This window comes from Caulobacter sp. NIBR1757 (assembly GCF_027912495.1).
GTDB lineage: Bacteria > Pseudomonadota > Alphaproteobacteria > Caulobacterales > Caulobacteraceae > Caulobacter.
Genome location: NZ_CP115463.1, coordinates 2,729,726 through 2,754,340, shown reverse-complemented (window position 1 = coordinate 2,754,340; position 24,615 = coordinate 2,729,726). Strand labels below are relative to the sequence as shown.

Here is a 24,615-nt window from a genome sequence, read left to right as displayed (position 1 = left end):
GGTTCCGGGATCAGCCCTTTTCCAGAACCAGCGTGGCCCAGGCGTCCCGGTGCAGCCGGCGTTTCAGGCGGAAGCCGCGCGACAGATAGGCGGCCTTTACACGGCGCTCCTGGGTGCGCAGCAGGCCCGACAGGATGGCGATGCCGCCGGGTTTCAGGGCGCCCTTGATGTCTTGGGCCAGCGAGACCAGCGGCGGAGCCAGGATGTTGGCGAACACCAGGTCATAGGGGGCGGTGGCGGCGACGCGGCGGTGGTTGAGGCCGGAGGCATGGACGAAGCGGGCGTTGGATTTGTTGACCTTGGCATTCTCGCCGGCGATGCGAACGGACGGCTTGTCGATGTCGGTGCCGACGGCCAGCTTCGATCCGGTGCGGGCGGCGGCGATGGCCAGCACGCCGGTGCCGGCCCCGACGTCCAGAACCTTGCCGAAACGGCGGCCCTTCAGAAGATCGTTGAACACCCGCAGGCAGCCGGCCGTGGTGCCGTGGTGACCGGTGCCGAAGGCGGCGCCGGCCTCGATGCGCAGCTGCACCGCGCTCAGCGGCGCCAGGCCCTTGTCGTGCAGGCCGAAGACGAAGAAGCGGCCCTCGCGCACCGGCGGCAGGCCGGACAGCGACATGGCCAGCCAGTCGGCGTCGGCGAGGTCTTCGGTGACGACCTTCAGCTCGGGCCAGCCGGCCAGCACCTTGCGGATCTCGTCGGCCTCGTCGCGGGTGACCGGGAAGGCGTCGATGCGCCAGATGCCGCGATCCTCGTCCTCTTCGAGGATGGAGTAGGTGGCCCCTTCGAGCAGGGGATTGGCGTCCATGGCTTCGGCGGCCGTCTCGGCGGCGCTGCGGGGACCGCGGGCGATGATCTGGACGGCGTCGTCAACAAGTTCGGTCATGGGGCGGGGGTTTAGCGGAAAACCGCCGCCGCTCAATGACCTATGACTGCGGGGCGGCCTCATCACGCTCGAAGGCAGCCATGGCATCCGCCGGCGCGTCGGCCGGCTCGAAGACTTCCGGGCCGAGGTCGGCCGGGGCTTCGTCGTTGGAGATGCCGGCGAGGATGCCGCCGCCCTGGCTGGGGTAGTGGACGGTGACGTCGTAGCTGGCGGTCTTGTAGGTGGCCGGCGTGTAGCTGGCCGGTTCGACGACCGGCAGGTCGGGCGCGGCGTCGCGCCAGGCGGTGTCGACGTAGGCCTCGTCGGTCGCGGCGTAGTCGGCGGCCTGGTAGAGATTGTCCGTGCCGATCACATAGTCCGGAATGCCGTAGGGATAGCTGGTCGTCGCCGCCTCGGCGTCGCCGTAGGCCACCCGGCCGCTGTCGCCGAGCGCGATCTGCGGTCCGCCGATGCGGCCTTCGGCGATGGTCGGGCGCATGACGCCGCCGATGCAAAGGCCGGCCAGGGTGGCGGCGCCGATACCGTAGAACAGGGACTTCATCGCGGGTGCTCCTTACGGGGCACAGCGCGGAGCGGCGGCTTTGGTTGCACGCCGGACCGTGACGCACGTCACGGACGATAGCCGAGCAATTCTCTCATTGATAGAACGTTGGTCTCAAACGGAGGGTTCGTCATGGTCAAGACATTGAAGGTGCTCTGCGTGCATGGTCTGGGCGATCATCGCACCTCGACCTGGGAGACCGACTGGCCCGCCGCGATCAAGGCCGCCATGGGGCCGATCCCGGGGCTCGAACTGGCCTTCGAGTTCGTCACCTACGACGACATCTTCGAAAAGTACGAACCCAACGCGATAGAGGTCGTGAAGGCGGCCGTGAAACTCGGCTGGAGCGGCATCGCCGGCCCCAGGACCAAGGCTTTCGGGCTGGGCGACATCGCCGACAAGGTGCATTGGACGGCCGGATACGTTGTCGCCTGGACCGAAAACAAGACCTTCCAGGAAGAGACCCGGGCGAAGATGCTGGCCGCCGTGCGCCAGCATCAGCCGGACATCATCCTGGCCCACAGCCTGGGCACCATGGTCACCTACAACGCCTTTTCGCACGCTGCCGCGAAGGAGCCGGACATCGCCCCGCTCCTGGCCAAGGCCAAATACGTCACCTTCGGCTCGCAGATCGGCAACCGCTTCGTCCTGCGCAATCTCACCAATGGCCGCGTGCAGCCGCTGGCGGTGAAATTCTGGCATCACCTGTTCAACAAGCACGACGGTGTCTTCACCGCCCAGATCAAGCTGCCGGGGGTGGCCAATTTCCGGCAGACCGACACGCCCTTCGACGATCCGGACGTGATGGATCATTCGGCCACCAGCTACTTCCGGCATCCTTCGACCGTGGCGGACGTCTGGCGGCCGATGGCGGCGCAGGCGCTCGGGGCCAAGGACTTCGGGGCCGCGCGCATGGCCAGGGCGCTGGCCTCGCGGCCGGTCCGCAAGCCGGTGCGCAAGGCGCTGCTGGTCGGCATCAACGAGTATCCTGACCCCGCAAACCGGCTGGAAGGCTGCGTCAACGACGTCTTCACGATGAGCTCGGTGCTTCAGGACTGCGGCTTCAAGCCCGAGGAGATCCGTGTGTGCCTGGACGAGCGGGCGACGGCGCAGGGCATTCTCGATCGCATGGCCTGGCTGCTGGAGGGCGCCAATCCGCTGGACGAGCTGGTCTTCTACTATAGCGGCCACGGCGCCCGCATCCCGGAGTATGGTGAGAATCAGGAGCCCGACCATCATGTCGAAAGCCTGGTTCCCTGGGACTTCGACTGGACTCCGGAACGGTCGATCACCGACGACCAGATCTACTGCCTCTACAGCCAATTGCCCTACGACACGCGTCTGATGCTGTTCTTCGACTGCTGCCAGTCGGGTGGCATTCACCGCGAGGGCGGTCGCCGGGCCCGGGGGATCACGCCGCCCGACGACATCCGGCATCGCGAACTGAAATGGGACAGCCGCAGCCAGATGTGGGTGCAGCGCGACTTCCTGCCGCTCAACCGCGACTTCACCAAGGACAAGGCGGTCGAGGCCGAGTTCTTCGGAAACAACGCAGCCACCGAGCGGCTGGGCCGCGCCTCGATGCTGCGCGGACTGGGACAGAAGGACTACAGCAGCCTCAAGCGAACCGATCCGGAGCTGGCGCGGGGGCCGTACCTGCCCCTGATCATCGAGGCCTGCCGGGAGGACCAGCTCTCCTACGAGTATCGCCATGGCGCCAGCAGCCAGGGCGCCTTCACCTTCAGCCTGGCCCAGATCCTCAGGAAGCCGCGCAAAGGCGGGATCACCTTCGACCAGCTGGTCGCCGAAACCCGCAAGCAACTGAAGTACCTTCAGTACGATCAGGAGCCGCAGATTCTAGGTCCGTCGCATATCGTCAAGGCCAAGGTGCCCTGGCTGGCCGGCGGCTAGGCGGGAGCCAGCAGCGAGACGGTCAATTCGGCGCGCCGGACATACCCCAGAGATTCGTAGAGGCCGATGGCCCCGGTGTTGCTGGCCCACGCGTGCAGGAAGGGGGTTTCGCCGCGGGCCTGGATGGCGCCGGTGACGTGGCGTGTCAGGTGTCCGGCCAGGCCCTTGCCTCGGTGCTCCGGCAGGGTGCAGACGCCGCTGACCTCGGTGAAGGGCCCGCAGCGCATGCGCTCGCCGGCCATGGCGATCAGCACGCCGCCCTCACGGACGCCGACGAAGTCGCCCAGCTCGTGAGTGCGGCTGAAGAAGGGGCCTGGCCTGGTCAGGGTGGCGAGCGCCAGCATCTCGTCGCCGTCGGCGTCGGTCAGGGGCTCGACGTCGAACAGCGACTTGCCCGGTGCGATCTGCTGCTCGGCGATCATCTGGACAATGGGCGCGCGCTGCACCAGCTCGGCGCCGGGGACGGCTGGCAGGTCGGCCGGTTCGAACAGGATGACGTCACCGTGCTCGCGAACCAGCTCGCCGAGCGCCGCCAGGCTGTCCGGGGTGGTGTCGGGGATGGCGGCGAACTGGCCGAAAGCGGGGTCGAAGCGCACGGCCTGGCCGCGGGTGATGGCATGCTGACGCTGGGACAGCTTGAGGGCGTTCCAGATCGGGCGATTGAGCGGGTGGGGGCCGGTAACCATCGGACGGGTCTTATCGGTCGGTCAGGTGGCCGACGCAATCGCCTCAGGCCTTCAATTCGACGCCCAGCGCATGGAACTCGCCGATGGCCCCGTAGACGCCGAGGCCGATGCCCTGGGCGGCCAGCTCGAGGTCGAGAACATTGTGGGTCAGGAACAGCATCACCGAGCCGTCCGTCGGGTCGGCCTGCCACCAGCCGCCGAAGGCGCCCGGCCAGCTGACGGTGCCGACGCCGCCCTTGCCGCGGGTGAAGGAGGCCGTGGCCGGGTCGAGAACGGTGGCGAGGCCGAGGCCGAAGCCGTGGCCGGGCAGGAAGGTCGGCACGCCCATCATGGTCGCGGCCTGCCGCTGCGGCTCGCTCAGGCGGTTGCGGACCATCAGTTCGTAGCTGGCCGGGGTCAGCAGCGGGCCGCCGCCCTCGACGAACAGCCGGGCGAAGGTCAGGTAGTCGTCCAGCGTCGACCACAGGCCCTGGCCGCCGGACTCATAGGCCATGTCGTCCGGCCGCTCGGGCAGGCTGGAGCCGGCCGAGGCGGTCTGGCGCGGTTCGATGACGCCGTCGGCGGTCCAGCCGTAGAGGCTGGCGCGGCGGTGGCGCTGGGCGGCCGGGACGAGGAAGCCGGTGTCGGTCATGCCAAGCGGGCGGAACACCCGCCGGGCCAGGGTCTCGCCGAGGGTGGCGCCCTCGAGCCGGGCCAGCAGGAAGCCGAGCAGGTCGGTCGAGCAGCCATAGTTGAAGGCCGCGCCGGGCTGGGCAATCAGCGGCAGGGCGGCGAGGCCGGCGATCCAGTCGTCCGGGGCGACATGGCTGTCGATGTCGCCGCCGAGCGCCTGGGCGTAGGCGTCGGACAGGGGACCGGGATGCAGGCCACCGTAGGTCAGGCCGGAACGGTGGGTCAGCAGGTCGCCGAAGGTAATCGGCCGCTCGGCCGGGACGCTGTCGCCCAGCGGCGCGTCCGGGGCGCGGAGCACCCGCATGTCCCCGAACTCGGGCGCCACCGTGGTGATCGGGTCGTCGAGGTAGAAGAGGCCGTCCTGCAGCATGGTCATGGCGGCGACCGAGGTGACCGGCTTGGTCATCGAGGCGATGCGGAACAGGGTGTCGCGGGCCAGCGGTCGGCGGGCTTCCCGGTCCGCCCAGCCGACGGCGCAGGACTGCAGCTCGCGGCCCTGGCGCCAGATCAGGGTGGCGGCCCCGGCCATGGCGCCGGCGTCGACGTAGGTCTGCAGGGCGGCGGCGATGGGATCGGACACGGGAGACGCCTCGAAAAGTGGACTTGCTATAAAATAGGCAAATTATAAAATAGCAAGATGGTAGCCTGCCCGCGATGAGTGACGAGGCCTCGAACCGCCGCCGGCCCAAGGGCGACAAGCGGGAGCGGACGCGGGCGCGGCTGCTGGACGCGGCCCTGTCGCTGACGCGGGAGAAGGGCTTCGACCGCACCACCCTGGCCGATGTCGCCGAGCGCGCCGGCATGACCACCGGGGCCATCTACGGCAACTTCAGGAACCGCGAGGCGCTGTTCATGGCCCTGGCCGAGCGGCAGTGGGCGCCGGTGCGGCCTGTGTTCGCGCCGGGCTCGACCTTCGCCCAGAAGATGCGGGCGGTGTCGGAGGCGGTGCTGGCCTCGGTTCCCGAACGGCGGGACGCGGCGGTCGGGGCCCTGACCTTCCGGGCCTATGCCCTGACGCACGAGGATGTGCGCCGGCAGGTGACCGACAGCATGGAGCGGGGTTTCATCGCTGGCGCCGACTGGTTCGAGGCGGTCTGCGCCGAGGACGAGCTGCCGATGCCGGCCGATGTTCTGGTGCGGGTGATCAACGCCCTGATCGAGGGGCTGCTGTTCCAGCGCTTCCTCACCCCGGAGCTGATGCCGGACGAGGTGTTCCACGCCGCATTCGAAGCGCTGGCGGGCGGGGCCCGGGTCTGAGACAACAGGGCAAAGCAAATCAGGGGATGAGACATGGGCGATCTGAGCGGGCGCGTAGCGTTGGTGACCGGGGCCGGGCGAGGCATTGGCGCGGCATGCGCGCGGGCCTTGGCGGCGGCGGGGGCGAAGGTGATCTGCTCGGACTTGACCGCGCCGGACGATCTGGCCGCCGAGCTGGACGGGCTTGCCCTCGCGCAGGACGTCACCTCCGAGGGCGATTGGGACAAGGCCATGGCCTTTGCCCGGCTTGAGGCGGGCGGGCTCGACATCCTGGTCAACAACGCCGGCCTGTTCCTGATGAAGCCGCTGACCGAGACGACGCTGGAGGACTGGCGGCGCATCCATGCGGTCAACGTCGAGGGGGTGTTCCTCGGCTGCCGGGCGGCGATCCCGCTGTTGGCCGAGAGGGCCGGGAAGTGGGGCGGCGGCACGGCGATCGTCAACCTGTCGTCTATGGCCGGCCTGGTCGGGTCGGCCGGGGCGGTCTGTTACAACGCCTCCAAGGGGGCGGTGCGGCTGCTGACCAAGGGTCTGGCCATGGAGCTTGCGGCGGCCGGCGTGCGGGTCAACTCGGTGCATCCGGGCGTCATCGAGACGGCCATGGGCGATGAGGTGGTGGCCGCCTTCTCCGGCGCCAGCGGCCTGGGCGACAACGAGGCGCGCACCCAACTGGCGGCGCGCCATCCGCTGGGCCACATGGGCCAGCCGCGCAATGTCGCCGACGCGGTGGTCTTCCTGGCCTCTGACCGGGCGGCCTTCATGACCGGCTCTGAGGTCGTCGTCGATGGCGGCTTCACCGCCAACTGAATGCTGTTTAGTCTCCCGGCCAACAAAGGGGAGACAGACGTGGCGGATGGGTCGGTTCAGGGTATGGCGCACGACAGGTTCGAAAGCGTGCGCGGCGTGTTCGAGAGCAACCTGACCAGCGGTCAGGACCTGGGGGCCAGTTTCTGCGCCATGGCCAATGGCGAGGTGCTGGTTGACCTTTGGGGCGGCTGGGCCGACCCGGAGAAGACCCGGGCCTGGACAAAAGACACACTCGTCAACGTCTATTCGACGACCAAGACGATGACGGCCCTGACCGCGCTGTTGATCGCCGACTGCGGCGAGCTCGATTTCGACGCGCCGGTGGCCAAGTACTGGCCGGAGTTCGCGGCCAACGGCAAGGCCGACGTCAAGGTCAGCCACCTGATGAGCCATTCGGCCGGCCTGTCGGGCTGGAAGGAGCCGCTGGCCAAGGACGACATCTACGACTGGGAAAAGGTCACCAGCCTGCTGGCCGCCCAAGCGCCGTTCTGGGAGCCGGGTACGGCCAGCGGCTATCATGCGCTGACGCAGGGCTATCTGGTCGGCGAGGTGATCCGCCGCATCACCGGCAAGACGGTGGGCACGGTGTTCCGTGAGGAGATCGCCGGGCCGATCGGGGCCGACTTCCACATCGGCCTGCCGGCCAGCGAGGACGACCGGGTCGCCGAACTGGTCCCGCCGCCGCCGGGCCAGGCGATCGGCGAGGGCGACGGCGGCGAGTTGCTCAAGAACATGGCGACCAATCCGGGAATCGACGTCTCCGAGACCAGGACCCGGGCCTGGCGCGGGGCAGAGATCCCGGCCGCCGGCGGCACGGGCAACGCCCGCTCGGTGGCGCTCTGTCAGTCCATCCTGTCGAACGGCGGCGCGGCCGGCGGCAAGCAGATCATGTCCGAGGCCGGCTGCCGCAAGGCGCTGGAGCCGCAGATCGACGGCATCGACCTGATCTTCGGGACCCAGGCCCGGTTCGGGCTTGGCTTCGGGCTGAGCGGCGGCATCGTGCCCTTGCCGGGTCCCAACTGCCTGTTCTGGGGCGGCTATGGCGGCAGCATGGTGATCAACGACCTCGATAAGGGCACGACCGTCGCCTACGCCATGAACAAGATGGCCGGCACCACGACGGGAGACGTGCGCGGCTTCAGCCTGGCGATGACGGCCTGGGGCGCGATGGCGGGCTGACGCTGTCCGCAATTGTCGAATATCGACAAGGGGTTGAACGAAGGCCTCTGGCGACGCGTTGCCACCTCGACCGAACCGGGCAGTCCGCCCGGGACGGCAAGGCAGCATCATGGATTCGGTTCACTATCGCGAAAAAGCCCAGCAGTGTCGGCGTCTGGCCAAGGACGTCACGGCTCGCGACGTGGTCGAACGACTGGTCGCCCTGGCCGAGGAGTATGAAGCCGAAGCAGAGGCCGCGGACGCAACGCCCGAGCCAACGCAAGACTGAAAACTGACCCTCGCCCGCGGCCGCCCTCGGAGCCTTGACGAATCACATAAGTGTGTACTTATGTATCGCTATGCCTGAACCCGACATTTTTCGCGCCCTGGCCGACCCGACCCGCCGGGCGGTGTTCGAGCGCTTGAGCGCGGCGGAGATGACCGTGTCCGACCTGACGCGGGGCTTCGCGGTCTCACAGCCGGCCATCTCGCAGCATCTGTCAGTGCTCAAGGGCGCCGGCATGGTGGCTGAGCGGCGGGAAGGGCGGCAGGCCTGGTACCGGGCCGCGCCCGGGGCGCTGGAGAATCTCGAGGCCTGGGTGGCGCGCTACCGCACCTTCTGGCCCGAGCGGGTCGATGCCTTGAAGGACGTGCTGAAGGGGATGGGCGAATGAGGGACATCGATCTCGTCTTTGATCTGGAGGAGAGCGCCGACAAGGTCTGGCGGGCGCTGACCACCCCGGCGCTGCTGGCGCGTTGGCTGGGACCGAACGATTTCCGCGCCGAGCTGGGCGCGAAATTCTCCGTCGGCGGAGCGCCGGGCGCGGTCAACGACAATGCCACGGCCGACTGCGAGGTGCTGGCCATCGAGGAGGGACGGTTGCTGCGGCTGAGCTGGCGGGAAGGGGACGTCGACAGCGTCGTCACCTTTGCCTTGGAGCCGGGGATATGCGGCGGGGTGCGGCTGCGGCTGACCCACGATGGTTTTGTCGCCCACGGCGGCCTGCCGGCGCCGCTGGTCATGGATCCTGTCAGGACCGGCGGCTGGAGGATGCAATGGGCGGCTTGATGAACCTCGTGCCGATGGTCGTTGAATCGACCAGCCGCGGCGAGCGATCCTTCGACATCTTTTCGCGGCTGCTCCGTGAGCGGATCATCTTCGTCAACGGGCCGGTCGAGGATGGCATGGCCAGCCTGATCTGCGCCCAGCTGCTGTTCCTCGAGGCCGAGAACCCGAAGAAGGAGATCGGCCTCTACATCAACTCGCCGGGCGGGGTGGTGACCGCCGGCCTCGCGATCTACGACACCATGCAGTACATCAAGAGCCCGGTCTCGACCCTGTGCATGGGCTTCGCCGCCTCGATGGGCTCGCTGCTGCTGATGGCCGGCGAGCCGGGCCAGCGGGTCTGCATGCCGAACGCCCGCATCGTCCTGCACCAGCCGTCGGGCGGGTTCTCCGGCCAGGCGTCGGATGTCGCCCGGCACGCGGAGGACATCATCAAGATGCGCCAGCGGATCTATGAGCTCTACGCAGAGCATTGCGGGCGGACGATGGAGGAGGTGGCCATGGCCCTCGACCGCGACAACTTCCTCGATGCCCAGGAGGCGAAGGCCTGGGGACTGGTGGACCATGTCTACTCGACGCGGGAGGAGGCGGAGGCAGCCGCCTGATTGATTTGGACCATCGATTGGACTAATATGTGAGCTCCTATGGAGGTGGCTCGTGCGGGTTTCTGTTTCCGATGCCAAGGCGCAACTGACCGAGATCGTGAAGCGGGCTGAGGCCGGCGAAGAGGTTGTGCTTACCCGGCATGGCATGGAGGTGGCTGAGATCGTCGCAAGGCGGCGGCATGTCAGCCCTGCGGAACGAGTTGCGGTGATCAAGGCCGTACGGGCATCCGCCGCGAAACGGGCCACAGGTGGGCCGAGCGCCGCGCGCAGCCAAGACTTTCTGTACGATGAAGACGGGTTGCCGGGATGATCGCGGTCGATACGTCCGCGTTGGTCGCAATCGTCATGGACGAACCGGAAGCGGATCGATGCCAGGCGGCTCTGTCGACTGGTGGTCGGCTGCTCATGTCGGCCGGGACGCTGACCGAGGTTCTCATTGTGGCTGCGCGCCGCGGCGCCTCGTCTGACATGGACGTCCTGCTGAATGGATTGCCTCTGGAGGTGTTGCCAGTCACCGGCGAGACTGCCCGGCGGGCAGCGGCCGCCTACGACAGCTGGGGAAAAGGCGTGCATCCGGCCGGACTGAACCTGGGAGATTGCTTCGCCTACGCGATCGCGCGGGAGCACGAGTGCGCTCTGCTTTACGTCGGCAACGACTTTGCCCTGACCGACATCACTGCCGCCTGACGCCACGTCATACTTTCCGCGCGCGTCACCTGCGCGCATGATCGCCCCAAAACATGGGGAGAGACGGCGATGTACGATCTGGTGATCCGGAACGGGCGGGTGGTTGATGGCACGGGCGCTGCGGCGTTCGAGGGCGATATCGCCATTCAGGACGGCGTCATCGTCGCGGTCGGCAAGGTCAGCGGGGCCGGCAAGCGCGAGATCGACGCGGTCGGCAAGATCGTTACCCCGGGCTGGGTCGACATCCACACCCATTACGACGGCCAGGCGACCTGGGACCCCTATATGTCGCCGTCCAGCTGGCATGGCGTGACCACGGTGGTCATGGGCAACTGCGGGGTCGGCTTCGCGCCGGTGAAACCCGACCAGCACGACTGGCTGATCGAGCTGATGGAGGGCGTCGAGGACATTCCCGGCGCCGCCCTGGCCGAGGGCATCAAGTGGACCTGGGAGACCTTCCCCCAGTACATGGACAGCCTGGACGCCCAGGACCGGGTGCTGGATATCGCCACCCATGTGCCGCACAGCGCCGTGCGGGCCTATGTCATGGGCGAGCGCGGGGCGCATAACGAGCCGGCGACGCCGGAGGATATCGCGGCGATGGCCGAGATCGTCGCCGAGGGCGTGCGGGCCGGGGCCCTGGGCTTTTCGACCTCGCGGACCATCGTCCACACCGCCAAGAACGGCGAGGTCATGCCGGGCACCTATGCCGGCGACGACGAGCTGCTGGCCATCGGCAAGGCCATGGCGGCGGTGGGGCCGGGCGTCTTCGAGATGAGCTCGGACATGGCCCCGGCCGAGCATGAGTTCGAGTGGATGAAGGCCATGGCCACCGAGACCGGTGTGACCGTGACCTACAGCCTGCTGCAGTCGCCGATGCGGCCCGACAACTGGGTCGACCTGCTGGACCGGACCGCCAAGGCGCGGGCCCAGGGCGCGGCGATCACCGCCCAGATCGCCTGCCGCCCGACCGGCCTGGTGCTGGGCTGGCGCAGCACCATCCATCCCTTCGTGGGTCGCCAGACCTATCGCGACATCGCCGCCCTGCCGTTCGAAGAGCGGCTGGAGAAGCTGAAGGACCCGGCCGTGCGGGCCCGGATCCTGGCCGATCCCAGCAAGAAGATGGGGCCGCTGGGCGCCATCATGACCCAGGGCTTCGACCGCATGTTCCGGCTGGTGCAGCCGGACGGCAGTCTCGACTACGAGCCGCGCGCCGAGGACAGCATCGCCGCCATCGCCGGGCGGACCGGCCAGGCGCCGGACGCCATCGTCTACGACATGCTGATGGAGATGGACGGCAAGGGCTACATCTACCTGCCGCTTCTGAACTACGCCCAGTTCGATTTCGATCATATCCACGCGATGATGCACGACCCCAACACCGTGCTCAGCCTGTCGGACGGCGGAGCCCACTGCGGGGTGATCTGCGACGCCAGCTTCCCGACCTACATGCTGACCCACTGGGTGCGGGACCGGAAGCGGGGCCCGACCCTGCCGTTGGAGAAGGTGGTCTCCATGCAGACGCGGGACACGGCGCGGCTGTACGGGCTCAACGACCGGGGCGTGCTGGCGGTCGGCATGAAGGCCGACGTCAACGTCATCGACTTCGAGCGCCTGGCCATCCAGGCCCCGGAGATGGTCTTCGACCTGCCGGCCGACGGTCGCCGGATGATCCAGAAGGCGGAAGGCTATGTCGCCACCATCGTCAGCGGCGTGGTCACCTATGAAGAGGGCGAGGCGACCGGGGCGATGCCGGGCAAGCTGATCCGGGGACCCCAGGGCCTGGAAGTGCGGATGGCGGCCGAGTAGTCAGCGCTCGACGGCCGCCATCGGGTTGTTGATAGCCTCGAAGTTGGTCAGGCCCATGGCGCGGGCCTGCTGGCTGGCCTCGGTCTCCCGCTCGCGATGACGGCGGATGTCGGCGTCGAAGGCGGCGAGGTCGGCCGGGCGGTCGAAATAGTAGGCGACGCCGCGCCACTCACCCGGCGATGACTTCAGGCGGCGGATCAGGCCCTCGGCGGAGTCCAGCAGGGCGTCCTCGCTGTCATAGAACATGTCGGCCACGCCGCGTTCCTCGGCGATCCTGCGGTCCCATTCGGAAAGCGCGCGGTCGCGCCAGGACTTGCCCCTGGCGTGTTCGGCCAGGGCCAGGCGGCTTTCGGCGAAGCGGGCGTCGGAGCGCTCGCGGTAGCGGGCGAACAGGGCGCGGTGCTCGGCGATGATGCGGATCGACTGGCGATAGCCGGTGTCGCGGGCCAGGCGCCCCGGATAGAACAGCAGGCCCTCGCGATTGACGCTGAGGCGGAGTTCCTTGTCGAGGGCCTTGTTGTCGGCGTTGACCCGGCGGTGGTGGCCGTCGAGGGCGGCGGTGATGGCGACCTGGATTTCCGCCTCGCGCAGCGACGGTCCGATGATGACGGCCAGGGCCAGGCCGCCGCCGAGCAGGCCGGCGAGGAACAGCGGGCCGAAATCGTCGAACCAGCCGCGCCGGCGCTCCTTGCGGCGCGGGGTGAAGGCCAGGCCGACGGTGACGACGACGGCGAGCAGCAGGGCGACGCCGACCACCGGCAGGCTGGCGTAGCCGATCAGGTAGACGACCTTCGAGGCCAGGTCGGCGCCGATGATGCCGCCGCCAAGAAACCCGACGCTGTAGATGACAACGGCCGCGATCAGGGCGGCGGCGGCGTTCAGGGCCAGGAACAGCCGGCGGCTGTCGCCCGCCGCCAGCGCCCCGGCCGACCGCGCCCGGCCCCGCTCGTAGAAAGGCCGTTCGGCCGCCCCGTCGCTCATCCTCGTCCCCCCAACGCCGACCCCGGGAATTGTCGCCGGGCGACCGCGCCGGTCAACGGCAATCTTCCGGCCGGGGCGGTCTTTAAACATCTGTTCAAATCGCTGCTCTTCCTGCCAGTATGGGCCAACTGGAAAAATCCTCGGGAAGGGAACCCCAAGCCATGCGTGAAGCCGTCATCGTCTCCTATGCCCGCACGGGCCTGGCCAAGGCCGGGCGCGGCGGCTTCAACATCACCCCGCCGATGAGCCTGGCGGCGCATGCCATCAAACACGCGGTGGCCAAGTCGGGCGTCGACCCGGCCGACATCGAGGACTGCTACCTGGGCAACAACGCCCATGGCGCGGCCAACATCGGCCGTCTGGCGGCGCTGCTGGCCGGGATGCCGGTGACCACCGCCGGGGTGACCATCAACCGTTTCTGCTCCTCCGGCCTGCAGGCCATCGCCATGGCCGCCAACCACATCCGCGGCGACGGCGGCGAGATCGTCGTGGCCGGCGGGGTGGAGAGCATCTCCATTCCGGGCGGCGGGGCCGGCGGCGCGGCCGCCAACGACCCGCACCTGCTGGACATCGCCCCGGCCATCTACATGGCCATGATCGACACCGCCGACATCGTCGCCGAGCGCTACGGCGTCTCCCGCGAATACCAGGACGAATACAGCCTGCAGTCCCAGCAGCGGATGGCGGCGGCCCAGGCGGCCGGCAAGTTCGCCGACGAAATCGTGCCGATGGCGACCAAGATGAAGGTCGTCGACAAGGCCACCAAGGAAGAGTCCATCGTCGACTACGTGGTCGATCGCGACGAGTGCAACCGCCCCGACACCACGCTCGAGGGCCTTTCGTCCCTGCAGCCGGTCAAGGGCCCCGGCAAGTTCATCACCGCCGGCAACGCCAGCCAGCTGAGCGACGGCGCCGCCGCCGTGGTGGTTATGGAAGCCAAGGAAGCGGCGCGCCGCGGCCTCGAGCCCATGGGCCGCTTCGTCAGCTGGGCCGCCGCCGGCTGCGAGCCCGACGAGATGGGCATCGGCCCGGTGTTCGCCGTGCCGCGCCTGCTGCAGCGCCAGGGCCTGAAGGTCGACGACATCGACCTGTGGGAGCTGAACGAGGCCTTCGCCAGCCAGTGCCTGTACAGCCGTGACCGGCTGGGCATCGATCCGGAGAAGTACAACGTCAACGGCGGCTCCATCGCCATCGGCCACCCGTTCGGCATGACCGGCGCGCGGTGCACGGGCCACCTGCTGCAGGAAGGCAAGCGTCGCGGGGCCAAGTGGGGCGTTGTGACCATGTGCATCGGCGGCGGCCAAGGGGGCGCCGGTCTGTTCGAGATCTACTAGGCGGTTGCGGCGCGGCGGGGGCGGCGGTTGCCGGCCCCGCCCGCTATCGAAGCGGCCTACCATTATAGCCGGCGATCGGCCGGTAGGGGCGATCCTTCGTCTCAAGCCTTTGAAATCGCGTGCCTTCCACGTGGGCCGACTGCCTGCGGATGTAGGGCGTGGCGTAGGGCGGGCGTAGGTCGGCTGTCGGCAATTGTGGCCTGGTTTGTGCGGTCGGCGACCTACAGGGCCGGGCGGCCGGCGTCGCAGGGCCGGCCGACGGCCCGAAATGACCATGAATATGTCTAGACATATTCAGTATGCCATTGAATTTATGTGAAAATTTCGCGTCAGAATTCCCGGCCCGCCCATGGGTTTGGACCTGTCATGCCCCGGGGCAGGCGATCCTTAACCTCCGCGCGATAGGGTGGGGAGGCGTAAGGAAAGGTAAGCGTAATGGCCTGCAACGGGTGCCAGGATGGAGCCGGGTTCGATCTGCCCATCACCATGGCGTTCCAACCGATTGTCGATGTGCGGACGCAGACCGTGTTCGCCTACGAGGCCCTGGTCCGGGGACAGGACGGGCGGGGCGCGGGCGACGTGCTGGCCGAGGTCTCGCCCGAGAACCGCTATGCCTTCGACCAGCAATGCCGCACCACGGCGATCGAAGAGGCCGCCGGCCTGAACCTGGCGGCGGACGGCGCCAGCCTGTCGATCAACTTCCTGCCCAACGCCGTCTACGAGCCGAAGGCCTGCATCCGGCTGACCCTGGCGGCCGCCATGCGGACGGGCTTTCCGCTTAACCGCATCATCTTTGAGTTCACCGAGGACGAGGCGGTGGATCCCCATCACCTGCTGAACATCCTGCGGACCTATCGCTCGATGGGGTTCAGGACGGCGATCGACGACTTCGGGGCCGGCTATGCGGGGCTCGGGGTGCTGAGCCTGTTCCAGCCCGACATCGTCAAGCTGGACATGGGACTGATCCGCGACATCGACCGGGACAAGGTGAAACGCACCATCGTCGGCCACACCCTGGCCATGCTGCGCGACCTGGAGATCGACGTGGTCTGCGAAGGGATCGAGACCGTGGCCGAGCACGACGTCCTGCGCGACATGGGCGTCAACCTGATGCAGGGCTACCTGCTGGCCAGGCCTGAAACGGCGGCCCTGCCCTCCGTATCCTGGGTGCGGGCGGCGGCCGACGAGGCGCGGCGGGCGTAAGGCGGCGGCGGGCCGGCCCTCGCGGCCCTGGCGCCAGACGTCGATCCAGGATGGCGCCGGCCGCGAACCTTGCCTAGGTATTGGGCGTGCCCGCGTACCGATTTTACACCCTCAGCCCCTCAGGCCTGGAACAGGCGGCCGTCGCGGTCTTTTTCAGCGATGGGGCGGCCATGACCTGGGGGTTCAAGCGGGTGGGGCCGACCGGCATCGAGGTCTGGCAAGGCTCGCGCTTCGTGGGCCGCCTGCATGGGCCGGGAAGCATCGTGCCGGAGGATGAGCCGAGTCCAGCGCCCCCGGACGCCTGACCGCCGGGACGAGGCGGGCCCGGTCGCCGCGTTTCGTCGCCCGCGGCGACATGCTAACGCCGTGGACATGAGCACGCTTCCGCATCGGCCTCTGACCACCCTGACCCTGACCGTCGCCTTCGACCAGCTGGTCACCGTCGGCAAGACGCCGGCCGGCCGCCGGCGCATCGCCACCGTCACCGGCGGGCGGTTCGAAGGCGAGCGGCTGAGCGGAACGGTGCTGGGCGGCCACGACTGGGTCATCGACCGGCCGGACGGCGTCATGGTCATCGACGTCCGCCTGACCCTGAAGACCCACGACGGCGCGACCGTCTACCTGACATACCAGGGCCGCTTCCTGGCCGAGGCGGAGGCCATGACGCGCTTCCAGCGCGGCGGCCAGCTGGCGCCGGAGGAATACTCCCTGGCCATCACCGCCCGCTTCGAATGCGGCGCGCCGGCCTATGGCTGGCTGAATGACGCCGTGGTGGTCGGGGTGGGCGAGCAGACGCCGGCGGGGCCGGTCTATCGCCTGTTCGAGGTTGGGTGAGGCCCGCGCGGCCGTCAAAGCTGCCGGCCGTACCTCCAGTCGCGGGCCGGTTTGGCGCTCCCGCCCGCTGATCGCGAAGTTTGCTGTCGGCGGGGCCAAAGTCCGCTCCTGAGCGTTCCGCTGTTGCTGCGGCCCTACGACGACCTGGGGGCGTTCAGCGGCCGGGTGCGGGTGTCGGCGCCGAGGATGGGCATCGGCGAGGCGCCGGCCACCAACCTGGCGCTGGTGCTGCATGAACTGGCGACCAATTCGGTCAAGCACGGGCCCCTGTCGGCGCCGGCCGGACTGCTGGACGTCGCCTGCCTGATCGAGGGCGAGGACGCCATCATCACCTGGACCGAGCGCGGCGGGCCGACGGTGGAGCCGCCGGCCGCCGGCAAGGGCTTTGGCAGCAAGCTGCTGGCCCGCATTGTGGGCAGCCATTTCCGCGGCGGGGTGACCTATGACTGGCCGCCCGAAGGCCTGATCGCCAGGCTCAGAATCCCGACCGCCCGGCTTGACGGCTGAGCGCCCGGGCCGGGTGAGGCGCCGGTCGGCGGGATCTACGCTTCCGGGTCGCCGACCATCTCCCGGACGGCGGCGATCATCTGGTCGAGGCGATAGGGCTTGGGAAAGAACCGGGCGGGGGGACGCACGTCGCCCGGACCCACCTGTCCGCCGCCGGAGGTGACGATCAGTCGAACCTGCGGCCATCGCTCGCGGACCAGCTTCGACAGCTCCTGGCCGTCCAGGTCGCCCGGCATGTTGACGTCGGTGAAGACGACGGCGATGGCCGCGCCCGACTGCAGGATGGCCAGCGCTTCGATGGCGGTCGGCGCCTCCAGCACGACGTAGCCGGCGTCCTCCAACTCGTAGACGCTGAGCGCCCGGATCAGCGGCTCGTCCTCGACGACCAGGACCGTCTTGGGGGTTTGGGGCTCGGTCATGGCAGAGAAAAGCCGGGGCGGGCGGAGTTGTTGCGTCCGGAGGCGAATGTTTCCGGCGGTGTGCCCGCGTTGCACGGAGGGCAATCCGGGAACGCGGTGGAGGCCCTCAAGTGTGACGGCCGAGCCCCCCGGCGTGGCCGGACGGCTGCGCAAGGGCCGGAAGCGAGCGATCCGGGCGAGATCTATGTCCGCCGGCCCAGGACCTGGCGCCGGCCGCCGGTCAAAGCCCGCGCAGCACCACGCCGGCGGTCAGCAGGGCGAAGGCGGCGGTGAGGGTCTCGACGACATGGCCGCTGACCCAGGGAATGGCCACGCCGCCGTAGTGGGCGACGAGAGCCGCGATCGCCAGCAGCAGGGCGATGGCGAACACCGGCACGGTGGGGGCGGTCAGAACGAAGGCGGGACGGGCGGCCATGGTGGTGCTCCTGCGCGCCCGGGACGGGTGGGGCGGTGGTCACCATGGGCTCTGGATGGAGGGGAGGCAATGCGGGTGGGGGGAGCGTGTTGGTCACAGAGACGTTGGCGCGCGTCGTCCGGGCTCGCGTCGGGGCGAGACACGGCGGTTCCGGAGCACGCCCGGCCGGCCTTCGGCTGGGTGCGCGGCGGCGATCCAGCAGGCGCTCGGCCGAAACGAGGTGTGTGTGTCTCTACATTCCGAGGGCGGCGACAAGGTCCCGGTTCCGAGGGATGTGGCTGCGTATACCGGAGGTGGTGGAGTGGGGCCGTTCGTATCACACTGCTGAGCGCAAATTTCCTGCGAGTGAGCGATGCCTTCAAAGCTCTTCTTCTCATCCTGCTTCGATGATCCGGAACGGCAGCGGTTGAATATCCGTGACCGCGTCATGGCGCTGAATCCGCCTTTTGATCGTGACGACCCGGGTGCGGCGGCCAATCTGCCGGTGTGGCTCGCAGAAAGTCACAAGGTATTGGACCCGAACGCACCGACACTGCCCCTGAGCAAGGCGATGTTCTGCGTCTCGGGCGTCCGGGAGTCTGATGTCTACGTCGCGGTCGCCCGCAGCCGACACGGTTCCGGCGTCGAACTTTCCCCGGGAGAGCAGGTCCAGGCCTCCTACTTCGAGCTCGAGCTCTTTGAGGCGGCGTTGCTGCGAAAGCCGGCGCACATATTCCTGCTTAAAGGTGCGCCGCCCAGCCCGAGGCTTGAGGGATTACTTCGCCTCCTCGCCCCCGCCTTTCCGGGGCTATCATGGACGCCGTTGGACGAAGACGAGATCTTTCATCGGGTGGAGGCGCTTCTGGAACGCCAGACCCGGCCGAACCGGTTTCCCTGGCTCGCGGGGGCGGTCGCTTCCGGCAAGCGAATGGCCGACCGTCTAACGGGCACGCGCTATCAACCCTATGATCCGCTCGACCAGCCGCCGGGAATCCAGTTCCTGAACGGACTCGGCGATCCGGCAGCCACAGAGCCTTCGCGTGATGTTCTTGAGCATCTCCTCGCTAAGGCTGATCTGGAGGCGGATCATCACGGAAAGCTGACGTTTCTCTGGATGGCCATCCGGGAGTTGATGGGGGCGCCGCCATCCGAGCCACGGGCGATGGCCTTGATTCCCTACTGGGACCGGGCCTTGTCTGCGTGGAACAGCGCCGGCGCCTGGTATGGCCTGCATGGCCATCCGTTGATGGGGTGCCTTGCCGCTCTGGGCTCCCTGTCCCGTATCCGCGCGGCGAATGGCGACTTGAGGGATGCGCCTCATGGAGCTCTGGCCAGCGAATACTATTCCATAGCAAAGACCCTCGGGGCTCCATGGCTAAAGGCCGAGGTTCTCAAGACCTCCAGCAAGCACATCGACGCCGCCTTTTTGAAGGGCGCGTCATCGGGAAACCACGCCCTTCGCGGCAGCATTCTGCAGGCCATGGGCGATCGAAAAAGCGCTATTGCCGACTATGAACGGACCGTCGATCTGCGCAGGAACCATGAGGCGGCGACGCCGGGATCCATCGGTGATGCTTTGTCCGAACTGGGGTTCGCGCTGGTGCGAAGCCGGCAGACGCGCCGTGGCCTGGACCTGATGGAGGAAGGCGTCGCCCTGCTGGAATCGGAGCCGCCTAGCGGGTTTCTGGTGAGGGCGAAGCGCAAGCTCGGCCGAGCCTATCTTATGGCCGGCGCCCCCTTGCTGGCGCTAGACACGCTGAGCGATGCGCACGAGTTGGCAACTCGGTATGCAATGCTCGATCAGATCAGTCAGATCGACCGGCTAGCTGGGCGCATCAACCGCCGGTCGGCCCGTTAGAAACCCTGATCATCTTTGCGAAACGAAAGTGGTGTGTGTCCCTACATTCCCGGGAGGTGATGGAATAGGGATTAGAACTGGCGCTCTCGCGAAGCGAGCGCTGCGAGTGCCAGCTGGGCAACCAAGCACATTCCAACAAACGGAACGAAGAACCAGGCGAGTCGCTCAAACGAAAGATCACTTTGATCGATCAAAGCTCCAACCATCATTGACATTACGCCCAGTTGGGCGGCGAAAGCTGTCATTGTAGCTGGAGCGGAAGGATCAGCTCTGCTTTCTTTGTGGGCCATGTAAGTCCACGGGCCCGTGGCGGCACCATATCCCCAAAGCAAATAGGGAATGATGCTGTCGCCCTCAGCGCGAGACAGCATGTAGGTGAACATTCCTACGCACCACACGGTGAGCACAGCATAGGTCCAAAGGAGACCCAAAGCTCCGATGACCAAAGCACTTGTTCGCCGCCCACGCTCATACAGAGCGGCCATGGGGGCCATTACGAGCATTCCGGGAGCCAAAGCGAGGCCGATGGCGAAAGTGCCGACTAGGAGGACGGCCACTCCCAGTCCGATCGTCGCCCAGTCGCCCAAGACGATGAGCCATATGAACCCGACGATCCCGCCGAGCCAGTTCAGCAGCATTATCGGAATGGCCAAAATTGCGAGTAGCGCGCCCATGCGTAGTTCCCCCAGATATTCAATTGAGACGTTAAGCTCGTCCTGAGGGGGTGTCGACTGCGTCCCTCTACATACAGGCGTCCGCACATGTCGGGCGAGATTGCATGTGCTTATTTTCTCCGGAATGGAATGGGGCGCTGGGGCTGGGTGCGTCAAACCGTGGTAAAATGCGCTTCGATAACAAAGCGACGACCCCGTGAGGCTATACGCTTCATCGGACGTTCAGCCTAGGCGCGTAAAAGCCAGTGCAATGGCATCTTGCAATTATGCAAATGCAAGATCATATGGCGACAGGGAACCTGGCAACATGATTGATCAAACCATCGGCCGCCGCATTAGGGCATTGCGGGTGGCAAGTCGCATGTCCCAAGCGGACGTTGCGCAAATTCTCAGCTTGAATGATAGGCAGAGCGTTTCCCAAATCGAAGCGGGCCAACGTCGCCTCAAGGCCGATGAGCTGATCAAAATTGTGGAACGGTTCGAGGTCAGCCTTGAGCAGCTCACCAACCCATTTTTGCTATTTGAAAAAGAGAGCTTCTCTTGGCGGCAGCATCATGTGCCGTCGGACGCCTTAGACGCTTACGAGGCAAAAGCTGGTGAGTGGATTGGAGCGTATCGCGAGCTTAATCGATTGGGTGACGGTCGCCTACCAGTCATCATGCCAAGGCTTGGGCTCACTCATACTAGCCAATTTGAGGATGCTGTTGCTGCCGGCGAAGCGGTTGCTGCTGAACTTGAGTTGGGGTCAGCGCCAGCTCACCGTTTGGCTGAGGTGATGGAGCAGCGGTACGGCATTCTTGTCCTGATGGTTGATGCCATCCAAGGCGTGTCGGGTGCTGCCTGTCGTTTGCCCGAGCTGAACGCTGTGCTTATCAATAGGCATGAATCTGAGGCAAGGAGAAACTACGATCTTGCCCATGAGTTCTTTCATATCCTGACTTGGGACACGATGAAGCCTGAGCGGGTCGAATCATCGGAAGTTGATTCTGCGGAACAGCCTCGTACCCAATCTGGAAAACGAAATCAGCGTATCGAGCGACTGGCCGATAATTTCGCGTCGGGTCTTTTGATGCCTGGAGATGCGCTGGAAAAACTCGGAGAGCCTCAAGGGGACCTTGATGTTTGGCTTGCGGCAGCAGCAGCCGAGCTCGGTGTTTCAGGGCTGGCCCTTAAATGGCGTCTCGTGAACTCACGCCGCTATCCGGCTGCCGCCAAGGTACAGAATGACGTTCTGACTCGAACGGCACGTGACCGAGGTCCTGAAGAACCACCGCCCTTGTTCAGCGGGCCGTTCGTCAGGACGATAGTTGCGGCGATAGAAGCAGGGCATTTGTCATCAAGGCGCGCTGCTTCTCTGCTTGATATGACGGCGGAAGACCTAGGCGATCTTTGTGAGACGTTTGGGATCGACCGGCCCGCTGAGCTTTAGCAATCATGACCGCGCGCCGAGTGGTACTCATCGACACAAACGTGATCCTTGAGTGCCACAAGCGTGGGTTTTGGCGGCCGCTCGCGGGTGGCTATGATCTTGAAACTGTTGAAAAATGTATCGAAGAAACTCAGACGGGGAAGCAGCGGCGCCGTCCGGAGCATCAGATTGAAGAGGCGGAACTTCGCAGTTCGTTCTCCCAAATTCATACTGTGTCTCAGCGCGAAATGGCTGAAGTCGCTGTGCGTGGAGGGAACAATCTAGACGCTGGAGAAAGGGAACTTTGGGCCCACGCCATAACTCGTAAAGATGCTTGGATTCTATGCGGACCAGACAAAGCCAGCGTTAGATTTGGGTATGAGGCGGGTTTCCGAGAGAGGCTCATTTCCTTGGAGGAGCTGTTTGCCGACATCGGCTTCCGGCCACCTGCTCCTCTCAAAGAGAATTTTGAGCGGGAATGGTTGGACGGATTTGTTCGCAAGCTCATCTTGGGAGTCTTCTAGCGAAGGGCGGCCTGCCGCGTTGGTGATCACCCCCGCTCCACGAACGAGTCGATCACCTTCTTCTCCCCCGCCTGCTCGAACGCCACCGTCAGCTTGTTCCCCTCCACGGCCACGACCGCGCCGTAGCCGAACTTGATGTGGAACACCCGGTCCCCCTTCGCGTAGGCGCTCTCCTTCTCGGGCGCTGACACCGCCACCAGGCGGCCTTCGCCTTCGATGACCTGTTGGCGGCCGGGGTGGCTGCCCTGGTAGCTCCTCGCCTGGGCGCGTTTCCAGCCGGGGGAGGTGTAGCCCTGGCCGAAGCTGGAGTCGGCGTCCCAGCGGCTGGTGGTGGGCTGGCTCATGCCGGGGCCGCCGCCGTAGTAGCCCGTCTCGGACGCCGCATCGACCGTCTCCGGCGGCAGTTCATCGACGAAGCGGCTGGGGAGCTGGGTGGTCCAGCGGCCGTAGACCTGGCGGTTGGCGGCGAAGCTGATGCGGGCCTGTTCGCGGGCGCGGGTGATGCCGACGTAGGCGAGGCGCCGTTCCTCCTCCAGGCCCTTCTCGCCCTTCTCGTCCATGCTGCGCTGGCTGGGGAAGACGCCTTCCTCCCAGCCGGGCAGGAAGACCAGGGGGAATTCCAGGCCCTTGGCGCTGTGCAGGGTCATGATCTGGACGCTGTCGTTGTCGCCGCCGCCCCGGTCGAGGTCCATGACCAGGGAGACGTGCTCGAGATAGTCGCCGAGGGCGTCGAACTGGCCCATCGACTGGACCAGCTCCTTGAGGTTTTCCAGCCGGGTCTGGCTGGTCGGGCCTTTGTCGAGGCGCAGGGCGTCGGTGTAGCCGCTCTCCTCCAGGATGGTCTCGGTCAGGCGGACGTGGTCGGTCTGGCCGCTCTGCAGCTGGGCGGTCCAGCGGTCGATGTCGCGGACGAAAGAGGCGAGGGCCGTGCGGGTCTTGCCGACCAGTTCGTCGGTGTTGACGAGGCCTCGGCTGGCGTCGATGGCGCTGATCCCGTGGTGGCGGGCCAGGGTGAGGATCTTCTGGACGCTGGTGTCGCCGATGCCGCGCTTGGGCACATTGACGATGCGCTCGAAGGCCAGGTCGTCGTCGGGCGACTGGATCAGGCGCAGGTAGGCATGGGCGTCGCGGATTTCGGCCCGCTCGAAGAAGCGGGGGCCGCCGATCACCTTGTAGGGGATGGCCAGCATGACGAAGCGCTCTTCGAAGGCGCGCATCTGGAAGGAGGCGCGCACCAGGATGGCGACGTCCCGATAGCGCCGGCCGGACTTCTTCCAGCGCTCGATCTCCTCTGCGATCAGGCGGCTCTCGGCCTCGCCGTCCCAGACGCCGCGGACCATGACCTTTTCGCCGGCCTGGTCCTCGGTCCACAGGGTCTTGCCAAGGCGGCCCTTGTTCTCGGCGATCAGGCCGCTGGCGGCGGCCAGGATGTTGCGGGTCGAGCGGTAGTTGCGCTCCAGCCGGATGACGGCGGCGCCCGGGAAGTCGCGCTCGAAGCGCAGGATGTTGTCGACCTCGGCCCCGCGCCAGCCGTAGATCGACTGGTCGTCGTCGCCGACGCAGCAGACGTTCTGGCGGGCCTGGCCGAGCAGCCGCAGCCACAGGTACTGGGCGACGTTGGTGTCCTGGTACTCGTCGACGAGGATGTAACGGAAGCGGTCGTGGTACTCGGCCAGGATGTCCGGGTGCTTCTGGAATATGGTGATGTTGTGCAGCAGCAGGTCGCCGAAGTCGCAGGCGTTAAGCGTGCGCAGGCGGGCCTGGTAGGCGGCGTAGAGCTCCTGGCCGCGGTTGTTGGCGAAAGCGCTGTTTTCCGGGGAGGGCAGGTTTTCGGGCGTCCAGCCGCGGTTCTTCCAGTGGTCGATCAGGCCGGCGAGGGTTTTCGGCGTCCAGCGCTTGGCGTCGATGTCGGCGGCTTCGATGACCTGTTTGATCAGCCGTTCCTGATCGTCGGTGTCGAGGATGGTGTAGCTGGATTTCAGGCCCACCAGATCGGCATGGCGGCGCAGGATCTGGGCGGCTACGCTGTGGAAGGTGCCCAGCCAGCGCAGGCCCTCGGCGCTGGGGCCGATGATGGCGGCGATCCGCTCGCGCATCTCGCGAGCGGCCTTGTTGGTGAAGGTGACGGCGAGCAGCTCCCACGGGCGGGCGCGGCCGGTGGCCAGGATGTGGGCCAGGCGGGTGGTCAGCACGCGCGTCTTGCCGGTGCCGGCGCCGGCCAGGACGAGGACGGGGCCTTCGGTGGCTTCCACGGCCTGGCGCTGCTCGGGGTTGAGGCCGTGCAGGTAGTCGGGCTGGCCGGGCGCGCGATCGGCGCGGGCGAGGTCGGAGATCCTGGGAGCGAGGGGGTCGTTGGGAGATTCTGGCATGAGGGGAACGTATGTAGCACAGACG

28 protein-coding genes are annotated in these 24,615 nt (G+C 66.9%); 19 read left to right on the top strand and 9 right to left on the bottom strand.

Annotated elements, in window-relative coordinates; genetic code table 11:
• Positions 1 to 10 precede the first annotated feature (10 nt).
• Together O5I81_RS13590 and O5I81_RS13585 are read right to left on the bottom strand one after the other, a co-directional pair.
• A complete protein-coding gene (locus O5I81_RS13590) occupies positions 11 to 886 on the bottom strand; it encodes a 50S ribosomal protein L11 methyltransferase (protein ID WP_271065415.1) in 876 nt (291 codons plus the stop codon).
• 40 nt (positions 887 to 926) lie between these two features.
• Positions 927 to 1,427 (bottom strand): hypothetical protein, encoded by a 501-nt coding sequence (locus O5I81_RS13585; RefSeq protein ID WP_271065414.1) that lies wholly within the window; start codon positions 1,425 to 1,427, stop codon positions 927 to 929.
• Positions 1,428 to 1,559: 132 nt separating this feature from the next.
• Between O5I81_RS13585 and O5I81_RS13580 the strand changes: the two genes are divergently transcribed.
• Positions 1,560 to 3,338, top strand: coding sequence for a caspase family protein (locus tag O5I81_RS13580; protein ID WP_271065413.1), 1,779 nt, complete (start codon positions 1,560 to 1,562; stop codon positions 3,336 to 3,338).
• Here O5I81_RS13580 and O5I81_RS13575 read toward each other — a convergent pair.
• Positions 3,335 to 4,024 carry a GNAT family N-acetyltransferase gene (locus tag O5I81_RS13575; RefSeq protein WP_271065412.1) on the bottom strand — a complete coding sequence of 230 codons (690 nt, stop codon included), beginning with the start codon at positions 4,022 to 4,024 and terminating at the stop codon, positions 3,335 to 3,337. The two genes, O5I81_RS13580 and O5I81_RS13575, sit on opposite strands and share 4 nt — an antisense overlap.
• Before the next feature lie 43 nt (positions 4,025 to 4,067).
• Positions 4,068 to 5,276, bottom strand: a complete 1,209-nt coding sequence (locus O5I81_RS13570) for a serine hydrolase domain-containing protein (protein ID WP_271065411.1) — start codon at positions 5,274 to 5,276, stop codon at positions 4,068 to 4,070.
• Positions 5,277 to 5,350: 74 nt separating this feature from the next.
• Here O5I81_RS13570 and O5I81_RS13565 point away from each other — a divergent pair, with 74 nt between their 5' ends.
• The 10 genes from O5I81_RS13565 (at position 5,351) to O5I81_RS13520 (ending at position 12,085) form a co-directional block, all read left to right on the top strand.
• Positions 5,351 to 5,953, top strand: a complete 603-nt coding sequence (locus O5I81_RS13565) for a TetR/AcrR family transcriptional regulator (RefSeq protein WP_271065410.1) — start codon at positions 5,351 to 5,353, stop codon at positions 5,951 to 5,953.
• Between the two features lie 33 nt (positions 5,954 to 5,986).
• The gene (locus O5I81_RS13560; protein WP_271065409.1) at positions 5,987 to 6,760 is read left to right on the top strand and encodes a glucose 1-dehydrogenase; all 774 of its coding nucleotides are present in this window, start codon (positions 5,987 to 5,989) and stop codon (positions 6,758 to 6,760) included.
• Between the two features lie 63 nt (positions 6,761 to 6,823).
• Entirely contained in the window at positions 6,824 to 7,939 is a 1,116-nt protein-coding gene (locus O5I81_RS13555) for a serine hydrolase domain-containing protein (RefSeq protein ID WP_271065408.1), read from the top strand.
• A 109-nt stretch (positions 7,940 to 8,048) separates the two neighbouring features.
• Positions 8,049 to 8,207 (top strand): hypothetical protein, encoded by a 159-nt coding sequence (locus tag O5I81_RS13550; protein ID WP_271065407.1) that lies wholly within the window; start codon positions 8,049 to 8,051, stop codon positions 8,205 to 8,207.
• Between the two features lie 70 nt (positions 8,208 to 8,277).
• Entirely contained in the window at positions 8,278 to 8,592 is a 315-nt protein-coding gene (locus O5I81_RS13545; RefSeq protein ID WP_271065406.1) for a metalloregulator ArsR/SmtB family transcription factor, read from the top strand.
• Positions 8,589 to 8,987, top strand: coding sequence for an SRPBCC domain-containing protein (locus tag O5I81_RS13540; protein ID WP_271065405.1), 399 nt, complete (start codon positions 8,589 to 8,591; stop codon positions 8,985 to 8,987). The genes O5I81_RS13545 and O5I81_RS13540 overlap by 4 nt, the downstream gene beginning before the upstream one ends.
• Positions 8,975 to 9,589 carry an ATP-dependent Clp protease proteolytic subunit gene (locus O5I81_RS13535; protein ID WP_271065404.1) on the top strand — a complete coding sequence of 205 codons (615 nt, stop codon included), beginning with the start codon at positions 8,975 to 8,977 and terminating at the stop codon, positions 9,587 to 9,589. The genes O5I81_RS13540 and O5I81_RS13535 overlap by 13 nt, the downstream gene beginning before the upstream one ends.
• 52 nt (positions 9,590 to 9,641) lie before the next feature.
• Complete coding sequence (locus O5I81_RS13530) at positions 9,642 to 9,899, top strand: type II toxin-antitoxin system prevent-host-death family antitoxin (protein WP_271065403.1); 258 nt, start codon at positions 9,642 to 9,644, stop codon at positions 9,897 to 9,899.
• Positions 9,896 to 10,276, top strand: coding sequence for a type II toxin-antitoxin system VapC family toxin (locus tag O5I81_RS13525; RefSeq protein WP_271065402.1), 381 nt, complete (start codon positions 9,896 to 9,898; stop codon positions 10,274 to 10,276). The genes O5I81_RS13530 and O5I81_RS13525 overlap by 4 nt, the downstream gene beginning before the upstream one ends.
• Before the next feature lie 69 nt (positions 10,277 to 10,345).
• On the top strand, positions 10,346 to 12,085 hold the full coding sequence (locus O5I81_RS13520) for a D-aminoacylase (RefSeq protein ID WP_271065401.1): 1,740 nt from the start codon (positions 10,346 to 10,348) through the stop codon (positions 12,083 to 12,085).
• On the opposite strand, the gene O5I81_RS13515 is transcribed toward O5I81_RS13520, so the two are convergent.
• Complete coding sequence (locus O5I81_RS13515; RefSeq protein WP_271065400.1) at positions 12,086 to 13,066, bottom strand: hypothetical protein; 981 nt, start codon at positions 13,064 to 13,066, stop codon at positions 12,086 to 12,088.
• 161 nt (positions 13,067 to 13,227) lie between these two features.
• Between O5I81_RS13515 and O5I81_RS13510 the strand changes: the two genes are divergently transcribed.
• From O5I81_RS13510 to O5I81_RS13490, 5 genes are all read left to right on the top strand, one after another.
• Entirely contained in the window at positions 13,228 to 14,400 is a 1,173-nt protein-coding gene (locus O5I81_RS13510; protein ID WP_271065399.1) for an acetyl-CoA C-acyltransferase, read from the top strand.
• A gap of 435 nt (positions 14,401 to 14,835) precedes the next feature.
• On the top strand, positions 14,836 to 15,603 hold the full coding sequence (locus tag O5I81_RS13505; RefSeq protein ID WP_271065398.1) for an EAL domain-containing protein: 768 nt from the start codon (positions 14,836 to 14,838) through the stop codon (positions 15,601 to 15,603).
• A 170-nt stretch (positions 15,604 to 15,773) separates the two neighbouring features.
• The gene (locus O5I81_RS13500) at positions 15,774 to 15,908 is read left to right on the top strand and encodes a hypothetical protein (RefSeq protein ID WP_271065397.1); all 135 of its coding nucleotides are present in this window, start codon (positions 15,774 to 15,776) and stop codon (positions 15,906 to 15,908) included.
• A 67-nt stretch (positions 15,909 to 15,975) separates the two neighbouring features.
• Positions 15,976 to 16,437: a DUF3237 domain-containing protein gene (locus O5I81_RS13495; protein ID WP_271065396.1), complete on the top strand. Its 462-nt coding sequence runs from the start codon at positions 15,976 to 15,978 to the stop codon at positions 16,435 to 16,437.
• 123 nt (positions 16,438 to 16,560) lie between these two features.
• Complete coding sequence (locus O5I81_RS13490) at positions 16,561 to 16,944, top strand: sensor histidine kinase (RefSeq protein ID WP_271065395.1); 384 nt, start codon at positions 16,561 to 16,563, stop codon at positions 16,942 to 16,944.
• Between the two features lie 35 nt (positions 16,945 to 16,979).
• Here O5I81_RS13490 and O5I81_RS13485 read toward each other — a convergent pair whose 3' ends face one another.
• Positions 16,980 to 17,363: a response regulator gene (locus O5I81_RS13485; protein ID WP_271065394.1), complete on the bottom strand. Its 384-nt coding sequence runs from the start codon at positions 17,361 to 17,363 to the stop codon at positions 16,980 to 16,982.
• A 220-nt stretch (positions 17,364 to 17,583) separates the two neighbouring features.
• On the bottom strand, positions 17,584 to 17,778 hold the full coding sequence (locus O5I81_RS13480) for a hypothetical protein (protein WP_271065393.1): 195 nt from the start codon (positions 17,776 to 17,778) through the stop codon (positions 17,584 to 17,586).
• A gap of 352 nt (positions 17,779 to 18,130) precedes the next feature.
• Here O5I81_RS13480 and O5I81_RS13475 point away from each other — a divergent pair, with 352 nt between their 5' ends.
• Complete coding sequence (locus O5I81_RS13475; protein ID WP_271065392.1) at positions 18,131 to 19,615, top strand: hypothetical protein; 1,485 nt, start codon at positions 18,131 to 18,133, stop codon at positions 19,613 to 19,615.
• 71 nt (positions 19,616 to 19,686) lie between these two features.
• On the opposite strand, the gene O5I81_RS13470 is transcribed toward O5I81_RS13475, so the two are convergent.
• A complete protein-coding gene (locus O5I81_RS13470) occupies positions 19,687 to 20,289 on the bottom strand; it encodes a hypothetical protein (RefSeq protein ID WP_271065391.1) in 603 nt (200 codons plus the stop codon).
• Positions 20,290 to 20,596: 307 nt separating this feature from the next.
• Here O5I81_RS13470 and O5I81_RS13465 point away from each other — a divergent pair, with 307 nt between their 5' ends.
• Both O5I81_RS13465 and O5I81_RS13460 read left to right on the top strand, forming a co-directional pair.
• Positions 20,597 to 21,718, top strand: a complete 1,122-nt coding sequence (locus tag O5I81_RS13465; protein ID WP_271065390.1) for an XRE family transcriptional regulator — start codon at positions 20,597 to 20,599, stop codon at positions 21,716 to 21,718.
• A 5-nt stretch (positions 21,719 to 21,723) separates the two neighbouring features.
• Positions 21,724 to 22,221 (top strand): hypothetical protein, encoded by a 498-nt coding sequence (locus O5I81_RS13460; protein WP_271065389.1) that lies wholly within the window; start codon positions 21,724 to 21,726, stop codon positions 22,219 to 22,221.
• A gap of 26 nt (positions 22,222 to 22,247) precedes the next feature.
• On the opposite strand, the gene O5I81_RS13455 is transcribed toward O5I81_RS13460, so the two are convergent.
• Positions 22,248 to 24,590 carry a UvrD-helicase domain-containing protein gene (locus tag O5I81_RS13455; protein WP_271065388.1) on the bottom strand — a complete coding sequence of 781 codons (2,343 nt, stop codon included), beginning with the start codon at positions 24,588 to 24,590 and terminating at the stop codon, positions 22,248 to 22,250.
• Positions 24,591 to 24,615: the final 25 nt, after the last annotated feature.

Coding starts and splice junctions, on each gene's coding strand:
- O5I81_RS13580 (WP_271065413.1), top strand. CDS start 1,560: ATGGTCAAGACATTGAAGGTGCTCTGCGTGCATGGTCTGGGCGATCAT.
- O5I81_RS13505 (WP_271065398.1), top strand. CDS start 14,836: ATGGCCTGCAACGGGTGCCAGGATGGAGCCGGGTTCGATCTGCCCATC.
- O5I81_RS13535 (WP_271065404.1), top strand. CDS start 8,975: ATGGGCGGCTTGATGAACCTCGTGCCGATGGTCGTTGAATCGACCAGC.
- O5I81_RS13515 (WP_271065400.1), bottom strand. CDS start 13,066: ATGAGCGACGGGGCGGCCGAACGGCCTTTCTACGAGCGGGGCCGGGCG.
- O5I81_RS13500 (WP_271065397.1), top strand. CDS start 15,774: ATGACCTGGGGGTTCAAGCGGGTGGGGCCGACCGGCATCGAGGTCTGG.
- O5I81_RS13520 (WP_271065401.1), top strand. CDS start 10,346: ATGTACGATCTGGTGATCCGGAACGGGCGGGTGGTTGATGGCACGGGC.
- O5I81_RS13555 (WP_271065408.1), top strand. CDS start 6,824: ATGGCGCACGACAGGTTCGAAAGCGTGCGCGGCGTGTTCGAGAGCAAC.
- O5I81_RS13485 (WP_271065394.1), bottom strand. CDS start 17,363: ATGACCGAGCCCCAAACCCCCAAGACGGTCCTGGTCGTCGAGGACGAG.
- O5I81_RS13560 (WP_271065409.1), top strand. CDS start 5,987: ATGGGCGATCTGAGCGGGCGCGTAGCGTTGGTGACCGGGGCCGGGCGA.
- O5I81_RS13545 (WP_271065406.1), top strand. CDS start 8,278: ATGCCTGAACCCGACATTTTTCGCGCCCTGGCCGACCCGACCCGCCGG.
- O5I81_RS13590 (WP_271065415.1), bottom strand. CDS start 886: ATGACCGAACTTGTTGACGACGCCGTCCAGATCATCGCCCGCGGTCCC.
- O5I81_RS13540 (WP_271065405.1), top strand. CDS start 8,589: ATGAGGGACATCGATCTCGTCTTTGATCTGGAGGAGAGCGCCGACAAG.
- O5I81_RS13470 (WP_271065391.1), bottom strand. CDS start 20,289: ATGGGCGCGCTACTCGCAATTTTGGCCATTCCGATAATGCTGCTGAAC.
- O5I81_RS13565 (WP_271065410.1), top strand. CDS start 5,351: ATGAGTGACGAGGCCTCGAACCGCCGCCGGCCCAAGGGCGACAAGCGG.
- O5I81_RS13460 (WP_271065389.1), top strand. CDS start 21,724: ATGACCGCGCGCCGAGTGGTACTCATCGACACAAACGTGATCCTTGAG.
- O5I81_RS13475 (WP_271065392.1), top strand. CDS start 18,131: ATGCCTTCAAAGCTCTTCTTCTCATCCTGCTTCGATGATCCGGAACGG.
- O5I81_RS13585 (WP_271065414.1), bottom strand. CDS start 1,427: ATGAAGTCCCTGTTCTACGGTATCGGCGCCGCCACCCTGGCCGGCCTT.
- O5I81_RS13495 (WP_271065396.1), top strand. CDS start 15,976: ATGAGCACGCTTCCGCATCGGCCTCTGACCACCCTGACCCTGACCGTC.
- O5I81_RS13455 (WP_271065388.1), bottom strand. CDS start 24,590: ATGCCAGAATCTCCCAACGACCCCCTCGCTCCCAGGATCTCCGACCTC.
- O5I81_RS13465 (WP_271065390.1), top strand. CDS start 20,597: ATGATTGATCAAACCATCGGCCGCCGCATTAGGGCATTGCGGGTGGCA.
- O5I81_RS13525 (WP_271065402.1), top strand. CDS start 9,896: ATGATCGCGGTCGATACGTCCGCGTTGGTCGCAATCGTCATGGACGAA.
- O5I81_RS13575 (WP_271065412.1), bottom strand. CDS start 4,024: ATGGTTACCGGCCCCCACCCGCTCAATCGCCCGATCTGGAACGCCCTC.
- O5I81_RS13510 (WP_271065399.1), top strand. CDS start 13,228: ATGCGTGAAGCCGTCATCGTCTCCTATGCCCGCACGGGCCTGGCCAAG.
- O5I81_RS13550 (WP_271065407.1), top strand. CDS start 8,049: ATGGATTCGGTTCACTATCGCGAAAAAGCCCAGCAGTGTCGGCGTCTG.
- O5I81_RS13480 (WP_271065393.1), bottom strand. CDS start 17,778: ATGGCCGCCCGTCCCGCCTTCGTTCTGACCGCCCCCACCGTGCCGGTG.